18 protein-coding genes are annotated in these 18,017 nt (G+C 38.6%); 9 read left to right on the top strand and 9 right to left on the bottom strand.

What is annotated here, in order from left to right:
• Nucleotides 1-9: 9 nt before the first annotated feature.
• A complete protein-coding gene (locus tag ACFINZ_RS01735; RefSeq protein WP_375634204.1) occupies nucleotides 10-660 on the bottom strand; it encodes an MBL fold metallo-hydrolase in 651 nt (216 codons plus the stop codon).
• Between the two features lie 144 nt (nucleotides 661-804).
• Here ACFINZ_RS01735 and ACFINZ_RS01730 point away from each other — a divergent pair, with 144 nt between their 5' ends.
• Together ACFINZ_RS01730 and ACFINZ_RS01725 are read left to right on the top strand one after the other, a co-directional pair.
• Nucleotides 805-1,509, top strand: a complete 705-nt coding sequence (locus ACFINZ_RS01730; protein WP_375612976.1) for a response regulator — start codon at nucleotides 805-807, stop codon at nucleotides 1,507-1,509.
• 8 nt (nucleotides 1,510-1,517) lie between these two features.
• Complete coding sequence (locus tag ACFINZ_RS01725; RefSeq protein ID WP_375617608.1) at nucleotides 1,518-2,858, top strand: ATP-binding protein; 1,341 nt, start codon at nucleotides 1,518-1,520, stop codon at nucleotides 2,856-2,858.
• Between the two features lie 45 nt (nucleotides 2,859-2,903).
• On the opposite strand, the gene ACFINZ_RS01720 is transcribed toward ACFINZ_RS01725, so the two are convergent.
• Entirely contained in the window at nucleotides 2,904-3,404 is a 501-nt protein-coding gene (locus ACFINZ_RS01720) for a YbjN domain-containing protein (protein ID WP_375634206.1), read from the bottom strand.
• Between the two features lie 403 nt (nucleotides 3,405-3,807).
• Nucleotides 3,808-4,053: an accessory factor UbiK family protein gene (locus ACFINZ_RS01715; RefSeq protein ID WP_273791228.1), complete on the bottom strand. Its 246-nt coding sequence runs from the start codon at nucleotides 4,051-4,053 to the stop codon at nucleotides 3,808-3,810.
• 321 nt (nucleotides 4,054-4,374) lie between these two features.
• On the opposite strand from ACFINZ_RS01715, the gene lgt reads away from it, so the two are divergent.
• The 4 genes from lgt (at nucleotide 4,375) to ACFINZ_RS01695 (ending at nucleotide 8,607) form a co-directional block, all read left to right on the top strand.
• A complete protein-coding gene (gene lgt / locus ACFINZ_RS01710; protein WP_375634208.1) occupies nucleotides 4,375-5,253 on the top strand; it encodes a prolipoprotein diacylglyceryl transferase in 879 nt (292 codons plus the stop codon).
• Nucleotides 5,228-6,307, top strand: a complete 1,080-nt coding sequence (locus ACFINZ_RS01705) for a class I SAM-dependent methyltransferase (protein ID WP_375701129.1) — start codon at nucleotides 5,228-5,230, stop codon at nucleotides 6,305-6,307. Before lgt ends, ACFINZ_RS01705 begins: the two co-directional genes overlap by 26 nt.
• A gap of 102 nt (nucleotides 6,308-6,409) precedes the next feature.
• A complete protein-coding gene (gene pgeF / locus ACFINZ_RS01700; RefSeq protein ID WP_375612980.1) occupies nucleotides 6,410-7,201 on the top strand; it encodes a peptidoglycan editing factor PgeF in 792 nt (263 codons plus the stop codon).
• A gap of 473 nt (nucleotides 7,202-7,674) precedes the next feature.
• On the top strand, nucleotides 7,675-8,607 hold the full coding sequence (locus ACFINZ_RS01695; protein ID WP_375606345.1) for a ribose-phosphate pyrophosphokinase: 933 nt from the start codon (nucleotides 7,675-7,677) through the stop codon (nucleotides 8,605-8,607).
• Here the strand turns inward: ACFINZ_RS01695 and ACFINZ_RS01690 are convergent.
• A complete protein-coding gene (locus ACFINZ_RS01690) occupies nucleotides 8,604-10,103 on the bottom strand; it encodes a helicase HerA domain-containing protein (protein WP_375701128.1) in 1,500 nt (499 codons plus the stop codon). The genes ACFINZ_RS01695 and ACFINZ_RS01690 overlap by 4 nt on opposite strands.
• A 292-nt stretch (nucleotides 10,104-10,395) precedes the next feature.
• Here ACFINZ_RS01690 and ACFINZ_RS01685 point away from each other — a divergent pair, with 292 nt between their 5' ends.
• Together ACFINZ_RS01685 and pth are read left to right on the top strand one after the other, a co-directional pair.
• Nucleotides 10,396-11,025: a 50S ribosomal protein L25/general stress protein Ctc gene (locus ACFINZ_RS01685; RefSeq protein WP_375610123.1), complete on the top strand. Its 630-nt coding sequence runs from the start codon at nucleotides 10,396-10,398 to the stop codon at nucleotides 11,023-11,025.
• 76 nt (nucleotides 11,026-11,101) lie between these two features.
• Nucleotides 11,102-11,728: an aminoacyl-tRNA hydrolase gene (gene pth, locus ACFINZ_RS01680; protein WP_375684102.1), complete on the top strand. Its 627-nt coding sequence runs from the start codon at nucleotides 11,102-11,104 to the stop codon at nucleotides 11,726-11,728.
• A gap of 193 nt (nucleotides 11,729-11,921) precedes the next feature.
• Here the strand turns inward: pth and ACFINZ_RS01675 are convergent, their stop codons facing one another.
• Entirely contained in the window at nucleotides 11,922-12,665 is a 744-nt protein-coding gene (locus ACFINZ_RS01675) for a L,D-transpeptidase (RefSeq protein WP_375634218.1), read from the bottom strand.
• Nucleotides 12,666-12,930: 265 nt separating this feature from the next.
• Between ACFINZ_RS01675 and ychF the strand changes: the two genes are divergently transcribed.
• On the top strand, nucleotides 12,931-14,034 hold the full coding sequence (gene ychF, locus ACFINZ_RS01670) for a redox-regulated ATPase YchF (RefSeq protein WP_375661796.1): 1,104 nt from the start codon (nucleotides 12,931-12,933) through the stop codon (nucleotides 14,032-14,034).
• 159 nt (nucleotides 14,035-14,193) lie between these two features.
• Here ychF and ACFINZ_RS01665 read toward each other — a convergent pair whose 3' ends face one another.
• From ACFINZ_RS01665 to petA, 4 genes are all read right to left on the bottom strand, one after another.
• Nucleotides 14,194-14,634 carry a PRC-barrel domain-containing protein gene (locus tag ACFINZ_RS01665; RefSeq protein WP_375611176.1) on the bottom strand — a complete coding sequence of 147 codons (441 nt, stop codon included), beginning with the start codon at nucleotides 14,632-14,634 and terminating at the stop codon, nucleotides 14,194-14,196.
• A 110-nt stretch (nucleotides 14,635-14,744) separates the two neighbouring features.
• On the bottom strand, nucleotides 14,745-15,641 hold the full coding sequence (locus tag ACFINZ_RS01660) for a cytochrome c1 (RefSeq protein ID WP_375684103.1): 897 nt from the start codon (nucleotides 15,639-15,641) through the stop codon (nucleotides 14,745-14,747).
• The gene (locus ACFINZ_RS01655; RefSeq protein ID WP_375634226.1) at nucleotides 15,635-16,891 is read right to left on the bottom strand and encodes a cytochrome bc complex cytochrome b subunit; all 1,257 of its coding nucleotides are present in this window, start codon (nucleotides 16,889-16,891) and stop codon (nucleotides 15,635-15,637) included. Before ACFINZ_RS01655 ends, ACFINZ_RS01660 begins: the two co-directional genes overlap by 7 nt.
• Nucleotides 16,892-16,895: 4 nt before the next feature.
• Nucleotides 16,896-17,444: a ubiquinol-cytochrome c reductase iron-sulfur subunit gene (gene petA / locus ACFINZ_RS01650; protein WP_375620691.1), complete on the bottom strand. Its 549-nt coding sequence runs from the start codon at nucleotides 17,442-17,444 to the stop codon at nucleotides 16,896-16,898.
• Nucleotides 17,445-18,017: the final 573 nt, after the last annotated feature.

Below are 18,017 nucleotides of genomic sequence, written 5' to 3'. Positions count from 1 at the left end.
TTTATTTGCTCATATATTAAAATCTTGAAGAAAAGGATTATTTTGTCGCTCATAGCCTATGCTACTTTTGGGACCATGCCCACAGATAAAACAAACATCATCGCCTAAAGGTAAAACTTTTTCTCGAAGGGATTGCATCAATTTTTCATGGGAACAGAAGGGGAAGTCCGTACGTCCAATAGAACCACGAAAGAGAACATCACCCAAGAGGGCTAAGCGCTCTTTTTCATTGAAATAAATAACATGACCAGGGGAATGTCCTGGGGTGTGAAAAACCTTAAACACATGTCCAGCAAAATGAACGCACTCACCATCTTCTAACCATTGGTCAGGAATACAGATGCAAGCATCAGTGATACCATAATTTTTTGCGCTTTCGCTCACGGCATCCATCACAGGCTTATCATCGCGATGTGAACCAATAATTTTTACATTAAGCGCTTCTTTCACTTGCATTGCTGCTCCTACATGATCAAAATGACCATGTGTTATCCAAATAGCCTCAACGATAACACCATTCTTTTCGATTACGTCTTGAATCCGCGGCCAATCACCACCAGGATCAACGAGAACCCCCGTTTTACATTCACTATCAAAAAGCAAAGTACAATTTTGTTGGAATGTTGTAACTGGAATAATATGTATATTAAGACTACCCATAATATCCTTTTCAAAAATAACTTTTTTAAATTTATAAATAAAACTTTCTCTCTTTTAAGGTAAAGGTGCTGCTCGACAGCTTTATACAACTTATGTAAACTTGCATTTTGTGTAAACTAAATTTTTATCAAGGTTTTTTTAAGAATGAGCAATCACGTTCAAGTTTTGTGTGACGATGCCCCTCACCTTCTTGTGATTGATGACGATACACGTATTCGCAATCTTTTATTTCAGTTTCTCATTAAAAATGGATTTCGTGTTTCAGTTTCAGCCAATGCGAATGAAGCAAGACGACTGTTGGCAAGTTTAGATTTTGATCTTCTTATTGTTGATGTCATGATGCCTGGCGAAAACGGTATTGATCTCACTCATTCACTCCGCCAAACAAAAGATGTCCCTATCTTCATGTTAACAGCTTTATCAGAAATAGACAATCGTATCCGTGGATTAGAAGCAGGGGCAGATGATTATCTGGCTAAGCCGTTTGACCCTCGTGAACTTCTCCTTCGCATCAACGCCATTTTACGACGTGGTTTTCCCCCTCACCAACCCAAAATTGAGCAAATAGTTTTTGGTCCTTATATATTTTCAATTTCACGACGCGAACTCAAAAAAGGAGGAGAAATTATTAAATTAACAGATAAAGAACAAGAAATGATGGTCATGTTTGCCGAAAATGCAGGCGATACAATTCCGCGCCATAAATTCGCGACCGATGACAGCAATATAAGTGAACGTGCCATTGATGTGCAGATCAACCGCCTTCGTCGTAAAATCGAAAAAAACCCAGCACTGCCTATATGGCTCCAAACCGTGCGAGGAATAGGGTATAAACTCTCTATTGAATAGGCACAAGAATGATCAAACCTTTAAGATTTTTTCTTCGATGGTTAACGAAAAAAATGCCTAAACGGCTTTATGCTCGCTCTTTGATCATTATCATCGCTCCCATGGTGCTTCTGCAAACGGTCATTGCTTATGTCTTTATGGAACGACATTGGCAAATGGTAACCGAGCGTCTTTCAACGGCTGTCGTGCATGATATTTCAGCCATTATTGATATTCTTGAAACATATCCCCAACAAGATAACTATGAAGATATCAAGCGTATTGCACAACAACGTATGGGATTAAATATTTCTATTCTATCTCCTACCTCCTTACCCCCTCCAGGACCTAAGCCATTTTTTGCAATTCTTGACTATTTTTTAAGTGAAGAAATCACCCGCCAAATTAACCGTCCCTTCTGGATTGATACCGTAGGAGATTCTGATCTTGTTGAAATCCGTATCCACCTTGGTCACAACATCTTACGCGTCTTTGCTCCACGCAGCCAAGCCTATGCTTCCAATACTGCTATTTTTTTAAGCTGGATGGTAGGAACAGCTCTTGTTTTATTGCTGATAGCAATTTACTTTTTACGCAATCAAATCAAACCGATTCAACAATTGGCTGAAGCAGCAGAAAGCTTTGGACGCGGTCGTCCTTTACCAAAAGGATTTCAACCACAAGGAGCTGATGAAGTCCGTCGTGCAGGCATCGCTTTTTTACGTATGCGAGAACGTATTGAACGCCAAATCGAACAACGCACCATGATGCTCTCAGGAGTAAGTCATGATTTAAGAACCATTCTTACACGTTTTAAACTTCAGCTAGCATTAGCAAATACTGGCTTTGATATTAAACCGCTTGAGCAAGATGTAAGTGACATGCAAAATATGTTAGAAGATTATCTTGCTTTTGCTCGTGGTGAAGGAAGTGAAAGTGTCAAGACTTTTGATTTAAATGCTCTTATGAAAAAATTCTCCGCCGATGCTCATCTTCACAAACGTCAATTTTCTTACACTATTGAAGGTCCTACAGAAATACAAGTACGTCCCCGTGCTTTTACACGCTTGGTCAGCAATCTTGTATCAAATGCATTTTGTTACGGCACGACCGTTAAACTAACCGCTAACTCTCAACAAGAATCTTTTATATTGATAATCGATGATAATGGACCTGGAATTCATAAAAATATGCGCACAGAAGTTTTTAAGCCATTCTTTCGACTTGATAAAGCGCGAAATCAAGATGCAAGTGGAACAGGGCTTGGTCTTTCTATTGCTCAAGACATAGCACGCAGCCATGGTGGCAATATACAATTAGATGAGAGCCCACTCGGGGGATTGCGCGCTATTCTTGATATCCCCCTATGAGCAATATTTCAGCAAACCGTCTGTAAAAATAACAAACTGTATATTTTAGGCATTCCCTACAGTTTCAAACAAAGTGTACTGCAGTGCCTTGTAAGCACTTTCTCCCGACAAAGCAACCATCTGAAATGCAACATAATGGCTTTCACAGGCTTTAAGTGCATGTATCAATAATGTTTCAACCTGTATATGAGATGGATGCATCCCACCAGCCAAAAGAAGACCTTGTCGATAAATAACTGAATTATTTCTTTGCCAGTAATCAAAATGTCCCAACAACAACTTTTCATTAATTGCTAGCAATAAGCGCTGTATTTCAGCTGTTCGAGCATTTTTAATAGAAAGATCAAACGAACAAGCTAAATGAAGTGCTTCATGCTCTTCCATCCATGAAAAAGCAAGACGATAGTTTGCGCGTTTTCCTTCCACACAAACGCTAATTTCATCTTCTGCATACCGCTCAAACGACCAATCATATTCACAGGCAATCTGTTCGATAAAGTCGACAGGGTGCTCTTTTCTTTCTGTGGCGCAAAATGCAAGCCTCATCACAATCCTCAATCATCTTAAAACATTGTCAACAGAATATAAACCGTCTAAACTGTAACAACATTTTGCTACAATCAGAACCTTTACACCAAACAAATACACATAAAAACATCGACAGTACACAAACACCCAGAACACAATCGCGCTGTTTAGGGCAACCTGATAGTCATAAAACGAATCATCAAGTCTTTTCAGTGTATTGATACAATTTCATAGCGCCAGCCCCCCTGATTCAAAAAAATGTATTTTACCCCCAAAAAAAATCAAAAATAAACAAATGCTCCGCTCTAACAGACTCAAGATTAAGCATTTTTTAGTTTCACGCATCATATTGAAAAATTGGGGATATTTTTTTGAAGATTCTTTTTTTTAAACTATTTTACTTTTTTGTGTCTGCGTTTTTTTAATCATCTTTTTTTAAATCATCAAGGCGTCTTTTCAAATCAGCGTTATCAGCATGGATTTTCAGCACCATCTCCTTAAAAGTCTCAAACTCTTCGCGAGAAACAAGATCAAGTTTGTTTGCTATCTTTTCAGCCTGCACACGAAAAGCTGTTCCAGCTTCACGTCGTATGCCTTGCGCAACGTCAGCAGCATCCGTTGCTAATTTTGCTAATTCATCAAGAATACGATTTGATCCATTACGCATAACCTTTTTCCTTAAATTTTAATTATTGACGCACGCATTATAGCGTATTCTCATAATAGCGTATTCTCATAACATTTAGATACTGTAATTTGTTCCTTTTACTCTATATTTTACATACTGTGCAGATTTTTCATAATGATTTTGTTTAAGATTTTTTAATATTCCTTTTATCACCATATTTTTTACCGCGATAAATCAGTGGAAATCTACCCCCCTTTCTGACTAGCCTCCCTACTGACTTGACCATTGTGTATTCATCTGTCATTTCTGATCATCAGAGTCACTTCATATTCATCTCGTATAATGTAAGATGCTTAACTCATGAACAATTTGTCTTGTCCAGCCATTGCTTTTCCGTCTTTTCTTGATCCTGTTATTATCCAGCTAGGTCCCATAACACTTCATTGGTATGGACTTGGTTACGTGCTGGGTATTCTTTTTGCTTGGTGGTATGCGCAAAAATTATTAAAAGAAACATCTCTATGGTATAGAAACTATCCTCCTATGGATAAAGAAAAGATCGGAGATTTTGTTGTCTGGTCTGCCATAAGTGTTGTTGTCGGAGGGCGTTTAGGACAAGTTCTTGTATGGGATCCCATTTACTATTTTAATCATCCAAGTGCTATTATTGCCGTATGGGATGGGGGAATGTCCTTTCATGGCGGACTTATTGGTATTATCATTGCTATGATCTGGTTTGCCCGTAAAAATCATATTAACATACGAGCCATGTTTGATATCATTGCTGCAGGTGCTCCTATTGGTATCGGCATTGTACGAATCTGCAACTTCATTAACCAAGAATTATGGGGTAATATTACTACACGTCCTTGGGCTGTTTGTTTTCCTCTCGATCCTTACTATTTACCGCGCCATCCAAGCCAGCTTTACGAAGCATTTATGGAAGGATTTCTTCTCTTCATCATCCTGTGTCTTCTTATTTTTGGGTTCAAAGCATTAAAACGTCCCGGTACTGTATCAGGAACATTTATTATAGGCTACGCAGTAACACGCAGCATTTCTGAAATTTACCGTGCGCCTCAAGAAGATCCAGAATGGTTTTCGACTCTTTTCCATTCTACTGGTTTTACCTATGGCATGGCTTTATCTCTTCCCATGCTTCTTGTAGGGTTTTATCTTCTTCTCCACGCCTTTAAATATAAACCGACAGAAAATGGCCAATCTCAAAGAAAAAATTAAAGAAATTATTGTCCTTAATGGACCAATCACTGTTAGCCAATATATGACGTTGGCACTTACAGATCCTCAATTTGGTTATTATCAAACACAAACACCTTTCGGACGTGCTGGTGATTTCATTACAGCACCTGAAATAAGCCAATTATTTGGAGAAATGATTGGCATTTGGACTCTTGCAAGCTGGAAAGCTCAAGGTTATCCTCATCCTTTTATCCTTGCTGAGATAGGTCCAGGACGTGGAACTTTGATGGATGACATTTTGCGAACTATCCAAAAGCTTTCTACAAGAGCATTTAATGCTGCTGAAATTTTTCTGATCGAAATAAGCAAAAAACTTGCAAAAGAACAAAAAAAGCGCCTTTGCTCTTATCAAAAACAAATCCATAGCATTGAAAATTTTAATCAAATTCCTTCAAAACCTCTCTTCCTCATTGCTAATGAATTTCTCGATACACTCCCTATCAACCAATATATTAAAATCAATGGAGAATGGAAAGAGCGCCGCATTACAGTCAATCAAAATGGAGATTTCATCTTTATTGCTGCCCCGCATAAACTTCCCTCTTCTTGTCTACAAACCTATTGTTCTAAAGTGCCTGACGGAACAATTTTTGAACATGCCCCCTTACGGCATCAATTCATGCAACAAATCAGCCACCATTTAGTGCAAGTGACGGGTTCTGCTTTACTTATCGACTATGGTGTTTGTGAACTTGCCTTTGGCGATACCTTGCAAGCACTCTCAAAACATAGATTTCGTGATGTTTTTGATGCCCCTGGTGAACATGATTTAACATCCCATGTTGATTTTTCTTTTTTAAAAAACATAGCTCTTGAACAGGGCTGTTTTGCTGAAATCTTAGAGCAAGGAGAATTTCTTTTTAAAATGGGGCTACTGGAGCGCGCAAACCAGCTTGGAGTTGGCAAAAGTGCTCCTTTGCAAGACAAAATCCGCCAAGACATCGAACGGCTCGCTGGTCCAGATCAGATGGGAAAATTATTTAAAGTTTTACATTTCAGTGATAAAAATATCTCCATACCTCCCCAATTTTAGTGATCGGCGCTTTTGTCAATAAGCACATCATTATCTGAAATATTCATTGACAAATATGAACATCTCCATCCTCACTTTAAATAATCTCCATAAGGAACTTTTATGAAATCTATCCCTCATCCCATTCTTGCAAAAAATCTTTCTACTTTACACCCCCATGGAATAAAACATGGATTTTTTACACGTCAAGGTGGTGTTTCAAAAAATCTTTATCATAGTCTTAATGTTGGGAAAGGTTCAAATGATCAACTTGAATATATTGTACAGAATCGTCTTTTGATTGCCAATTATTTTTCTATTGAAGCGCAAAATTTAGTCACAGTTAATCAAATACACTCCTGTAACGTTGTCGTAGCTCATCAAGCAACTATCGGTGCACCTCCTCAAGCTGATGCTCTGGTTACAACCACCCCAGAACTCGTTATTGGGGTTCTTACAGCAGATTGCGGCCCCATTCTGTTTGCTGATCCACAAGCTAGAGTCATCGCTGCAACTCATGCTGGCTGGCGTGGAAGCTTAAATGGAATTATCGAGAAAACAATTGCTGTTATGGAAAAACAAGGAGCCAAAAGACAATCAATAACAGCAGTCCTTGGACCTTGTATTGGCCCCTATCACTATGAAGTAACAAATGAATTTTACGACCAATTTATTGATTACCACAGCAAATACCAAAAATATTTTTTAAAAACAGACAAAATAAATCGCTTTTATTTTAATCTATGGGCATTTATTATAAACCAACTCAAAGAAGCAGGTGTTAATGCTTCTTGTGTAGAGCTTTGTACCTATCAAGATGAACAGCGTTTTTTCTCCTATCGCCGTGCAATACACCGCAACGAACCCGATTACGGACGGCAGATTTCTGCTATTATGCTGAAAAACAAAAGATGAGCCCCTTTATGCTTGAGAACAATACCAAAACTGCAAAACTAAACTTTTTACCCAAATGTAAAAATAAATCCCATTGTACTTTGCTTTTTTCACGAAATTATCTAGCAGCCCATAAAATATGATAGCCTTCGCTATGATCATTTTCAATGTTTAGTTATAATGATTGAAGGCAAGATGATACTTCTTTTTATTATTCCCCTTCATTCATCTTAAATATGAAACATTCCCCATATTGAAAGTATTTTTATAAAGTAATAACTAAAAAGCTTAATCAATATGTATTTCTTTGCCGCATGGAGAAAAAACTTTGCTCTAAAAGTAACAAACTTTTGGAAAAAGAGAAAACATACTGCATAGCTCTTTAATAATAATCAATAAAATTGTAAGGCTTTTGTAATTGTTCTCTTGCAATTTAATAAAAAGAAATTAAAAACCGTGTCGCATTCCCACCATGATGATTCAGAGGTTCTACTATGAAACTTTTCTGCGGAAATTCTAATCCACGCCTAGCTGAAGATGTTGCAAATTATTTGAACATCCCCTTAGGCAAAGCAACTGTAAAGCGCTTTGCTGATCAAGAAATTTTCGTAGAACTGCATGAAAATGTACGTGGACAAGATGTTTTTGTTTTGCAATCTACATCCTATCCCGCAAATGATCATTTGATGGAATTACTCATCATGATTGATGCCCTTCGTCGTTCTTCTGCGCGTCGTATTACAGCTGTTATCCCCTATTTTGGCTATGCCCGCCAAGATAGAAAACCAGGACCACGAACTCCTATTTCTGCAAAACTTGTTGCCAACCTCATTACTGAAGCAGGGGCCCATCGTGTTTTAACATTGGACCTTCATGCAGGACAAATTCAAGGTTTTTTTGATATCCCTACGGATAATCTCTATGCTGTTCCTGTCATTTCTCGCGATGTCAAAGTGCATTATTCTCTTGAAAATGTTATCGTTGTTTCACCTGATGTGGGTGGTGTGGTGCGCGCGCGCGCACTCGCCAAGCGCTTGAACAGTTTGCTCGCTATTGTGGATAAACGTCGCGAAAGCCCCGGTGAATCAGAAGTTATGAATATCATTGGAGATGTATCGGGAAAAGATTGCCTTTTGCTTGATGATATTGTTGATTCAGGTGGAACTTTATGCAATGCAGCAAGTGCTCTGCTTAAACATGGTGCCAATAGTGTCACAGCTTATATCACGCACGGTGTTCTTTCTGGTAATGCAATCGAGCGAATTGCCAATTCAGAGATGAAAGAATTGGTTATTACAGATTCAATTATGCCAACACAAGCTATTGAGAAAACCCATAATATTCGTGTTTTGCCCATTGCCGACCTTATGGGAGAAGCAATAGCAAGGACAGCAGCAGAACAATCGGTTTCCAGCTTATTTGGTTAAAGTGGTTCCTTGGGGTCTCCTGGTGCTGTTTCAACACCAAGATCAGGAAATGCAACAATACGTTGACCACTAAAATGCGTGTGAATAACAATAAGTCCACGCTCTTCAAAGTAGGTTAAAAGTCGGCGTACACGGCTTAAAGAATGAGTCCCATAAAGACGTGCTAAAAATGCATCAGATGGACATGATTTTCCCCCTAATGCGGCCTGTGCCACGTTCAAGAAGACTCCTTGAACATCTTCTTCCAAACTTTCTGATATCTGCAAAATATGTTTCCAATGTTCACTGACAGCCGTTTGTTCATCAACAAAAGCCTGAGCAATAGCCAATTTACGCCGAAATTGTGAAAGATTAAAAGGAACCTTTGACATACCATGGATACGGCAACGAACTGAAAAATCTTGATAAAGCACCGCTGTTGAACGATAAAAAGCCTCAGAATCCTCAAGAATCTCCCGAATAATATGTTCTGCTTGGCCGTCACGCTCAACATCAGAAAGTTCAGGAAATAAACTCGGGTTTTCTTCCAACAACTCTTGTTTTTTATGCACTACCTCCTCTAACATCTCGTGCATTGACTTTTCCCTCATCGGCTCTCGTGTTTGTTTAAATGGCGTTAAAATTTCCTCTGGTGAAGCAGTAAAAACGAGCTCTTGCACATCATCCCGCTCTGTTGGAAGTGGCATTAATTTAGGGCTAGAAGAGCGTGCCAAAGTTTCAACAGAACCGATAATGATTGGTAAGGGACGTCGTGATAAAGCAGGTCCTAAAGCTATAAAATTTCCCCGTTCAAGATCTCTAAACATTTCCGCTTGACGACGCTCCATTCCCAAGAGATCAGCAGCGCGCACCATATCAATATCTAAAAAAGTCCGCCCTATTAAAAAGTTTGAAGCTTCCGCAGCAACATTTTTGGCAAGCTTAGCCAAACGTTGTGTCGCAATAACACCAGCAAGACCACGTTTACGTCCTCGACACATAAGATTGGTCATAGCGCTCAAAGAAATTTTACGCGCTTCATCAGAAACTTCTCCTGCTGCAGTTGGAGCAAACAATTGTGCTTCATCGACAACGACAAGCATAGGATACCAATAATCACGTTCTACATCAAACAGTGCCCCAAGGAAAGCCCCTACAGCACGCATCTGTTGTTCAGTATCCAAGCCTTCAAGATTAAATACCACTGAAACTCGATGTTGTCGAATGCGATGGGCAATACGAGTCAATTCTAATTCACTACGTTGAGCCTCTACAATAACATGACCAAATTTATCTGCCAAAGTTACAAAATCGCCTTCTGGATCAATTACACAATGCTGCACCCACTTAGCACTTTGCTCCAAAAGACGGCGTAAAAGATGTGATTTTCCTGAACCGGAATTACCTTGTACAAGAAGACGTGTCGCCAATAATTCTTCCAAGTCAAGAAGTGCTGGCATCGATTTATGCAAAGCACGACTCTCTGACATCTCACCCAAGGCAATCTCAACCTTCATAACATCTCCAGTGTTTGATTTTGAACATATCAGCGCCAGCACATATTGGTTGATTCTCCATCCACACCGTAATTTGTAACATTTCCTCCTTTTTAACGGTAGAAATCATCGATTTTTCCCACAACTCTTGCATCTATGAATAGTTTGAACTATAGAACAAACTTCTGCGTAGACACCCTTGGAGGCAACGCAGAATGGAGTGATCGCTGTTGGTTAGCGCATATCTTCATATCCATGCAAAAACTATTACTGTTTTTGAAGGATCTCCAATCATGTAAAAAGGACTTAAATTATGAGCAAAAGCTACACTCTTAAGGCCGAAAAACGCGAGCGGGTTGGTAAGGGGTCCTCCCGTGAACTTCGCCGCAACGGTCTTATTCCTGCTGTCATTTATGGTGAAAAACAACCACCCTTGGCAATAACAGTTCCCTATAAAGAAATTTTCTACAAAATTCATGCCGGTGGCTTTCGTACCACCATTGCAACGATTATTCTTGACAAGCAAAAAATTATGGTTTTGCCAAAAGATTATCAATTAGATCCCGTGCGTGACTTTCCCCTCCATGTAGACTTTTTGCGCATCTCAGCAAAATCCGTTGTAGAAGTGAATATTCCTGTCCACTTCCTCAATGAAGATACGGCACCTGGACTTAAAAAGGGTGGTGTCCTCAATATTGTTCGGCACGAAATTGAATGTACAGCTCCAGCAAGTGCTATTCCTGAAGCTATTGAAATTGATCTCTCCAGCTACTCTATTGGTGATTCTATTCACATTTCAGCAGTGCAACTGCCAAAAGATGTGACTCCCATCATCCAAGATCGAGACTTTACCATTGCAACCATTGCAGCTCCTGCTGGCATGGATGTCAGCGATGAAACTTCTGAACAAGAAAATGATGAAGAAGACACGGAAACTTCATAAAACTCAAAAGGCGGGAATTTTTTCCGCCTTAATTTATGAGACATTACCCTTACTCATACTTTGACTGAAGATACACATGTGGCTTATTGCTGGTCTTGGCAATCCTGGTTTACAATATCAAAATAACCGCCATAACATCGGTTTTATGGCTGTTGATGCCATTTATCAGTCCTTCTTTTTTTCTCCATGGTCAAAGAAGTTTCAAGCAGAAATCTCCAATGGTTTCATAAATAATGAGAAAATTTTTCTTATAAAACCACAAACTTTCATGAATCTTTCTGGTCAAGCTATCGGTGAAGCTTTGCGATTTTATAAATTAGATTTAAAGAATTTGATCATCATTTATGATGAGCTAGACCTGTCACCGGGGAAAGTTCGTATAAAAATTGGTGGAGGAAATAATGGGCATAATGGCATTAAGTCTATTGATGCCCATTGTGGTACTGACTATTGTCGTATACGCATAGGAATTGGTCATCCTGGAAGCAAAGAACTTGTTCATCAGCATGTCCTGGGAAATTTTACCAAATCTGATCAAGAATGGTTATCCCCTCTCTTAGAGACAATCGCAAAAAATATCGCTCTCCTTATAAAAGATGATAAATCCCTCTTTATGAATGAAGTTTCACAAACGATAAAAAACAATCAGAACCATTGGCTTGCGTGTCCCAGTCGCGTGAAGAATATGAATAAGAACTCTTAAAAAAATCCTCTTATAAACTTAAGGCAAAATCTGTTGGCAACGTGAGAAGCTAGAAAATAGAACAGAATACAAGCTTGTATACACCTTTGAAAAAGAAAGGCTTATATTCTCTTTTATTCTCTTTTGAGAGAAAGAGAAGATTGAACAGCAAACCAAAATACTCAAACGGCTCTCTCCAATCTTCTCCCCTAAATTAAAAAAAATCATTTGGCTGAATGGTCGACTGTAGCGGATCGTAACCATTTGATTGTTGATTATAAACTGTAGGAATACTCCTATTGTTTTGCAATACCACAACACGCGAACCAACGGGAACACGATCATAAAGATCGATAATATCTTGATTAAGCAAACGGATACACCCACTTGAAATAGCACGCCCAATTGACCACGATTCATGTGAGCCATGAATACGGAAAAGTGTATCTTTCCCATTTTTGAACAAATAAAGTGCCCGCGCACCTAATGGATTATCGGGCCCTGGTGGCATTCCTTTCCCAAGATGACCATAACGTTCTGGTTCTCGAGCCATCATAGCTGCAGTAGGAGCCCAATTTGGCCACCGACGCTTGCGCTGTATAACCCCCTCACCTTCAAATGCTAGGCCTTCTTTACCGACACCAATCCCATAACGCAAAGCTTTTCCATTTTCACCAATAAGGTAAAGAAAACACTCTTGCGTATCGATAACCAATGTTCCAGGCGCATAAGATGTATAATAAATCACCTCTTGTCGCCAATATTTTGGATCAATTGTCGCAAGATCAACAGCAGGTAACGAATAGGTCTCATTCGTTACAGGACCATACAAAGCCTGTATTTCTGGTGGAATGTATCGAACTTGTTGAAAAGGTACCGATGACATATCTGACTGACGTGTAGCACATCCAGCCAAAGCCAAAAGTGCTGCAATTAAAAAGGCACAACGAGATAACACTCTTCTATTTTCTCCGATTAATTATTTATGCAGATTTGCATACCATGAAAAACTTAGCACAATATTAACATTAATTCGAAGTTTTCTTATCCTTGTAACTAAGGAGAACAATAAGGTAAGAAGAACTAAGGTAAAAAAGTAGATACCTACTACTTTAGACTTTTTTCTCACTTATCGCAAGACAAGGACTATAACTCTTCTGAAAATATGCTATAAAAAGGAAGCTTTATCTTGACCATAAAATCAATAGAAAAGAAAGACTCTCATGGGCTTTAAATGCGGTATTGTCGGATTACCTAATGTCGGGAAATCAACTCTTTTTAATGCATTAACAAAAACAGCCACTGCACAGGCTGCCAATTATCCTTTTTGTACCATTGAACCCAATACCGGTGAAGTTGCTGTTCCAGATTTACGAATGGAAAAAATTGCATCAATCGCTGGTTCAAAAGAAATGATTCCTACACGCATTAACTTCGTCGATATTGCGGGGCTTGTGCGAGGAGCTTCAAAAGGTGAAGGTTTAGGAAACAAGTTTTTAGCCAATATTCGCGAAGTCGATGCCATTGTCCACGTTTTACGCTGTTTTCAAAATGAAGATATTACCCATGTAGAAGGACGTATTGATCCTGTTTGTGATGCGACAACGGTTGAAACCGAACTCATGCTTGCGGATCTTGAAAGTCTTGAGAGACGAATCATACAAATCCGTAAACGAGCAACCGGAAAAGACAAAGAAGCTCTCACAATTTTACCTATTATGGAAAAAGCATTAAACATACTGCAACAGGGAAACCCTGTCCGGTTATTACTCAAAGATATTTCTTCCGATGAACACCACATTCTTAAGAGTTTGAATCTTTTAACCTCCAAGCCTGTACTTTATGTTTGTAATGTAAGCGAAAATGACGCCGCTCATGGAAATAGCTTTACCCAAACAGTTGAAAAAATGGCAACAGAGCAAAATGCGCAAAGCATTATCATCTCTGCTTCTATCGAAGCGGAAATTACACAACTGAGTGATGCTGAAGCATCAGAATATCTCAATGCTCTAGGACTCTTTGAACCGAGTCTCAATCGCCTCATTCGCGCTGGTTACCATTTACTTGATCTCATTACTTACTTCACCTGTGGGCCTAAGGAAACACGAGCATGGACAATTACGCGTGGTACAAAAGCTCCCCAAGCAGCTGGTGTTATTCATTCAGATTTTGAGCGCGGTTTCATTCGTGCCCAAACCATCAGCTATAATGACTATATTGCTTTGGGTGGAGAAAGCGGTGCAAAGGAAGCAGGAAAAGCCCGCGATGAAGGAAAGGAATACATTGTGCAAGATGGCGATATCATGTTATTTAAACATAATACTTAAATCTTCACTCTGTCTTAATAGTTTATCTTGAAAACTTTGGTAATAGCTCCTTGGAATCTTGTCGCAAAAATTCTCAAGAGTTTTTAGAACAAAAAAACTGTTGCTAGCATATGATTGTGATAGCAACAGCTTGATCCATTAAAGAATAGAAATATAAAATTAGCGTGTCCAACGCCCTTCGTATTTAAATGTTGGAGCGTTCTTTAAAGAATCTTTTGTCGCATTTGTAATGAGTTTCCATTTACCATAATCATTTGTCATCTGGATTGTTTCTGGAGAAACGACCACATAACTCTCGCCTATGCCAAGAAAACCACCAACAGCAATAACAAATCCTGCAATATTATTTTCACGTAAAATAATATCTTTTACTTCACCAATATTTTCATCTTCTATATTATATACATTGGCGCCTATAAGACTGGAAGCAACAAAATCCGTTGCTAAAGGTGTCACATAACGCACAGACTTATCTATCCCTACCTGTACAATACCCGTCGAAGAGATCATTTCAGGTTTTGAAGGCACTTCAAAAGACTGAGCATAAGTACTAGAAACCATCAAAATTGACATAAGAGTAGTACATGCAATTTTTTTCATTTTAACATCTCCATTTTTACTTTGCTTTTACTTTATAAAACCTCAATGCATCATAAAAAGATTTGTTCCTTATGCTCTTTATACTCTATACTCTTTTGAGCCTTGTCGCTTTACCCTTTTCTCTTTATTTCGTCTTTTATTTCTTTCTCTAATTCTTCTTCTAAACCACACCAAATACGATTTTTTAAAATATAAACAAACCCTGCAAAAATGATTAAAAATAAAATAACACGAAAACCGGTTTTTTTACGAATTTCCATATGAGGATCGGCAGCCCACATCAAAAAAGCAGAAACATCGCGCGCATAATGTTCAATGATTTCTGGGGTCCCATCTTCATAAGAAACCATACCATCACTCAAAGGAGGAGCCATAGTTAAAGAATTACCGGCAATAAAATAAGGATTATACCAATAACCATTCGCAATTTTTATCTCCTTCGGTGCCTTCTGATATCCTGTTAAAAGAGCCGTAATATAATCTGGACCAGCTGTATCATAATGAGTCAATACATCAGTAATTAAAGCAGGAAACGGCAAAGATACCCCACGTGCACGTACCATCAATGACAAATCTGGAGGATAAGCACTATTCAAAATAAATCTTGCTTCTTCTTCATGTGAAAAGGGAGAAGGAAAATAATCCGTTGCAATCCCAGCACGTTTAAAAAATTTTCCTTCTCGATTAGGACCATCGCGCACTTCATATTGCTCCGCCAAAGCTTTGATCTGTTCTTGATCATACCCAAGATCTTTTAAATTGTGAAAAGCCACATATTTTAGCCCATGGCAGCTGGAACAAACTTGTCTATAAACCTTTAATCCGCGCCTCAATTGCGCCTTATTATAAAGCCCAAATGGACCTGAAAAACTCCATTCTTGTTTTTTAGGAACCTGTAAAGGAAAAGAAATAAATCCCTCTTCCTGATCAGAGGCATCACTCGCTAAACTCTGAGCAGAAAAACTCATAGCAACAATAACAACCAACCCGACAAAGACATTTACCATAGTCTCTTTTTTTTCTGTTTTAAATCTTGCATAATTGAAGAAGGAAGAGAACAATTTTTTTCAAACGCTGGCAAAATCGGCAAAATAACCAAAAAAAATATAAAATAATAAACCGTAGCCAATTGTGTCCATAAAAGAATTTTGTCACTTATTTCTCTTGACCCCAACCAACCAAGAAAAACGATATCAATAACCAACGCCCAAAAGAAAATTTTATAAACAGGTCGATATCTTGCTGAACATATTTTAGAGCGGTCTAACCATGGCACAAAAATTAAAATGCAAATCGAACTGACGAATAAAACAAAACCAACAAAGTTTGAAGAGAAAATACCAATATCAAAAGTTATAGCACGAAGCATCGCATAAAAAGGCAAAAAATACCATTCTGGAACCACACGAAGAGGTGCCTTTAAAGGATCTGCCACACTATAATTTTCAGCCTGCCCCATATAATCGGGCATATAAAACAAAAACCAGGCAAAGAAGATGAGAAAAACAGTAATAGCAAAAATATCTTTGATAAGCGCATAAGGCGAAAATGGAACTGTTTCCTTATCTGATTGTATAGCAAGACCTGTTGGATTGCCTTGCCCAACACAATGAATTGCCCAAATATGCAGCCCCACAAAAAGAAGCAAAATAAATGATAAAACATAATGGAAAACATAAAAACGATTCAACGTTGGTTGTCCTACGACATAACCACCCAGAAGTGTCTCATGCAACCATATCCCCACCAAAGGTATCGTTTTTAAAAGCCCTGCAATCACTGAAGCCGCTGAAATAGACATCATCCCCCAAACAAGCACAGAACCAAAAAATGCTATTGCCATCATGATGATATAAATAAAAATACCTGTAACCCATACCATTTCTCGCATATTTTTATAAGAACCATAATAAAGTCCACGTGCCAAATGGATATAAACAGCAATAAAAAAAAACGAAGAGCCTACACAATGCCATGGACGAAAAAGCCAACCAAACTGCCCTTCACGCCGAAATCGTTCACTAGTTTCAAAAGCCAAATGAATATCCGGAACATAATGCATAGCCAAGACAATACCAGTCAAGAGCTGTGATAAAAGCATAATGGTTAAAATACCGCCAAATGTGTAAAAGTAATTAAGATTACGTGGAACAGGAAAAATCACAAATGCATTATAAAAAAAACGAGGAAGAGGAAAACGCTTATCAAACCAACGGACAAGAGCACTTTTAGGACAATAAGGAGGAAACCTTATCATGACTTTATCCTATTTTGAGCAAAGTATCAGAAAGAAATTGGTAAGGTGGAATAGTCAAATTATAGTTAGCTGGACCTGACCGCACTCTTCCAGCAGTATCATAAACAGACCCATGACAGGGACACAACCATCCTCCAAATTTACCCGATTGCCCAAGTGTTACACAGCCTAGATGCGTACAAAGATTAATAACAATAAGCCAATTTTCACGTCCTTTACCTGCTGAACGCGCAAAATCTGTTGCTTCCTTTTCACCTTCAAGATTAGGATTGCGCGCTTGACGATCTTTTAGAAGTCTCAATTCAGTAGCGCGCGCATCAGCAATTTCTTTTGCCGTACGATTTCGAATAACAACAGGCTGTCCTCGCCATTTTACCGTTACCGACATCCCCTCTTCAATACCAGAAAGATCAACCTCAACAGAGGAAGATGCCAAAACAGCTTCATCTGGACGCAACTGACGGATAAAAGGCCACACAACCGCTCCCATTCCAACTGCCCCTGCAACAGCTGTTACCAAAAACAGAAAATCCCGCCTCGTTTGCTCACCCATGGACTTAACTTAAAGAGACACTTTGCTAAAACATTCTTTTACCATACCCTCTCCCATTATACAATGCTTGATCACTCCGTTACCTCAACCATAAAAACATCCCCGTAAAAAACTCCTGCCATTTGTATGGTTTATACAAAAAACTGTTTTATAATGATAATTCATCGTTTTACGGAGTGAATGAAATCCCTAAACACCGTAAGGTTTTTTCATTTCAAACCTATTCATATTAATCAATCAAAATTACTCCCCCGCCCGTGAAAATCAGAGATAGCATGTAAATAAACACTTCTAAAGAAAGAAACATAGTCTTGTTATGACCATATCTCAGTAAACAAGTTGAGCTTATCGGTTATTTCTTTAACACATTTACAGCATCTCTCCCTCCCTCAATTCCAACTGGTTGCATGAGTATTTTTTTCGCTTCTGTTTTTGCATAAAAAGCATATTTTGTTGATTTTAATTAAAATTGATGATCTAACCTTATTAAATATCCCATTTTTCAACATAATGAGCCAATTCATTTCATGGATTGCTCAATAAAATGAAGCCCCTAATAGGGAGCTTCTCTCT

Source organism: Bartonella sp. AA81SXKL (genome assembly GCF_042196945.1).
Classification (GTDB): domain Bacteria; phylum Pseudomonadota; class Alphaproteobacteria; order Rhizobiales; family Rhizobiaceae; genus Bartonella.
Note: the sequence above shows the minus strand (reverse complement) of the source record. Positions and strands in the feature narration are given on the sequence as shown.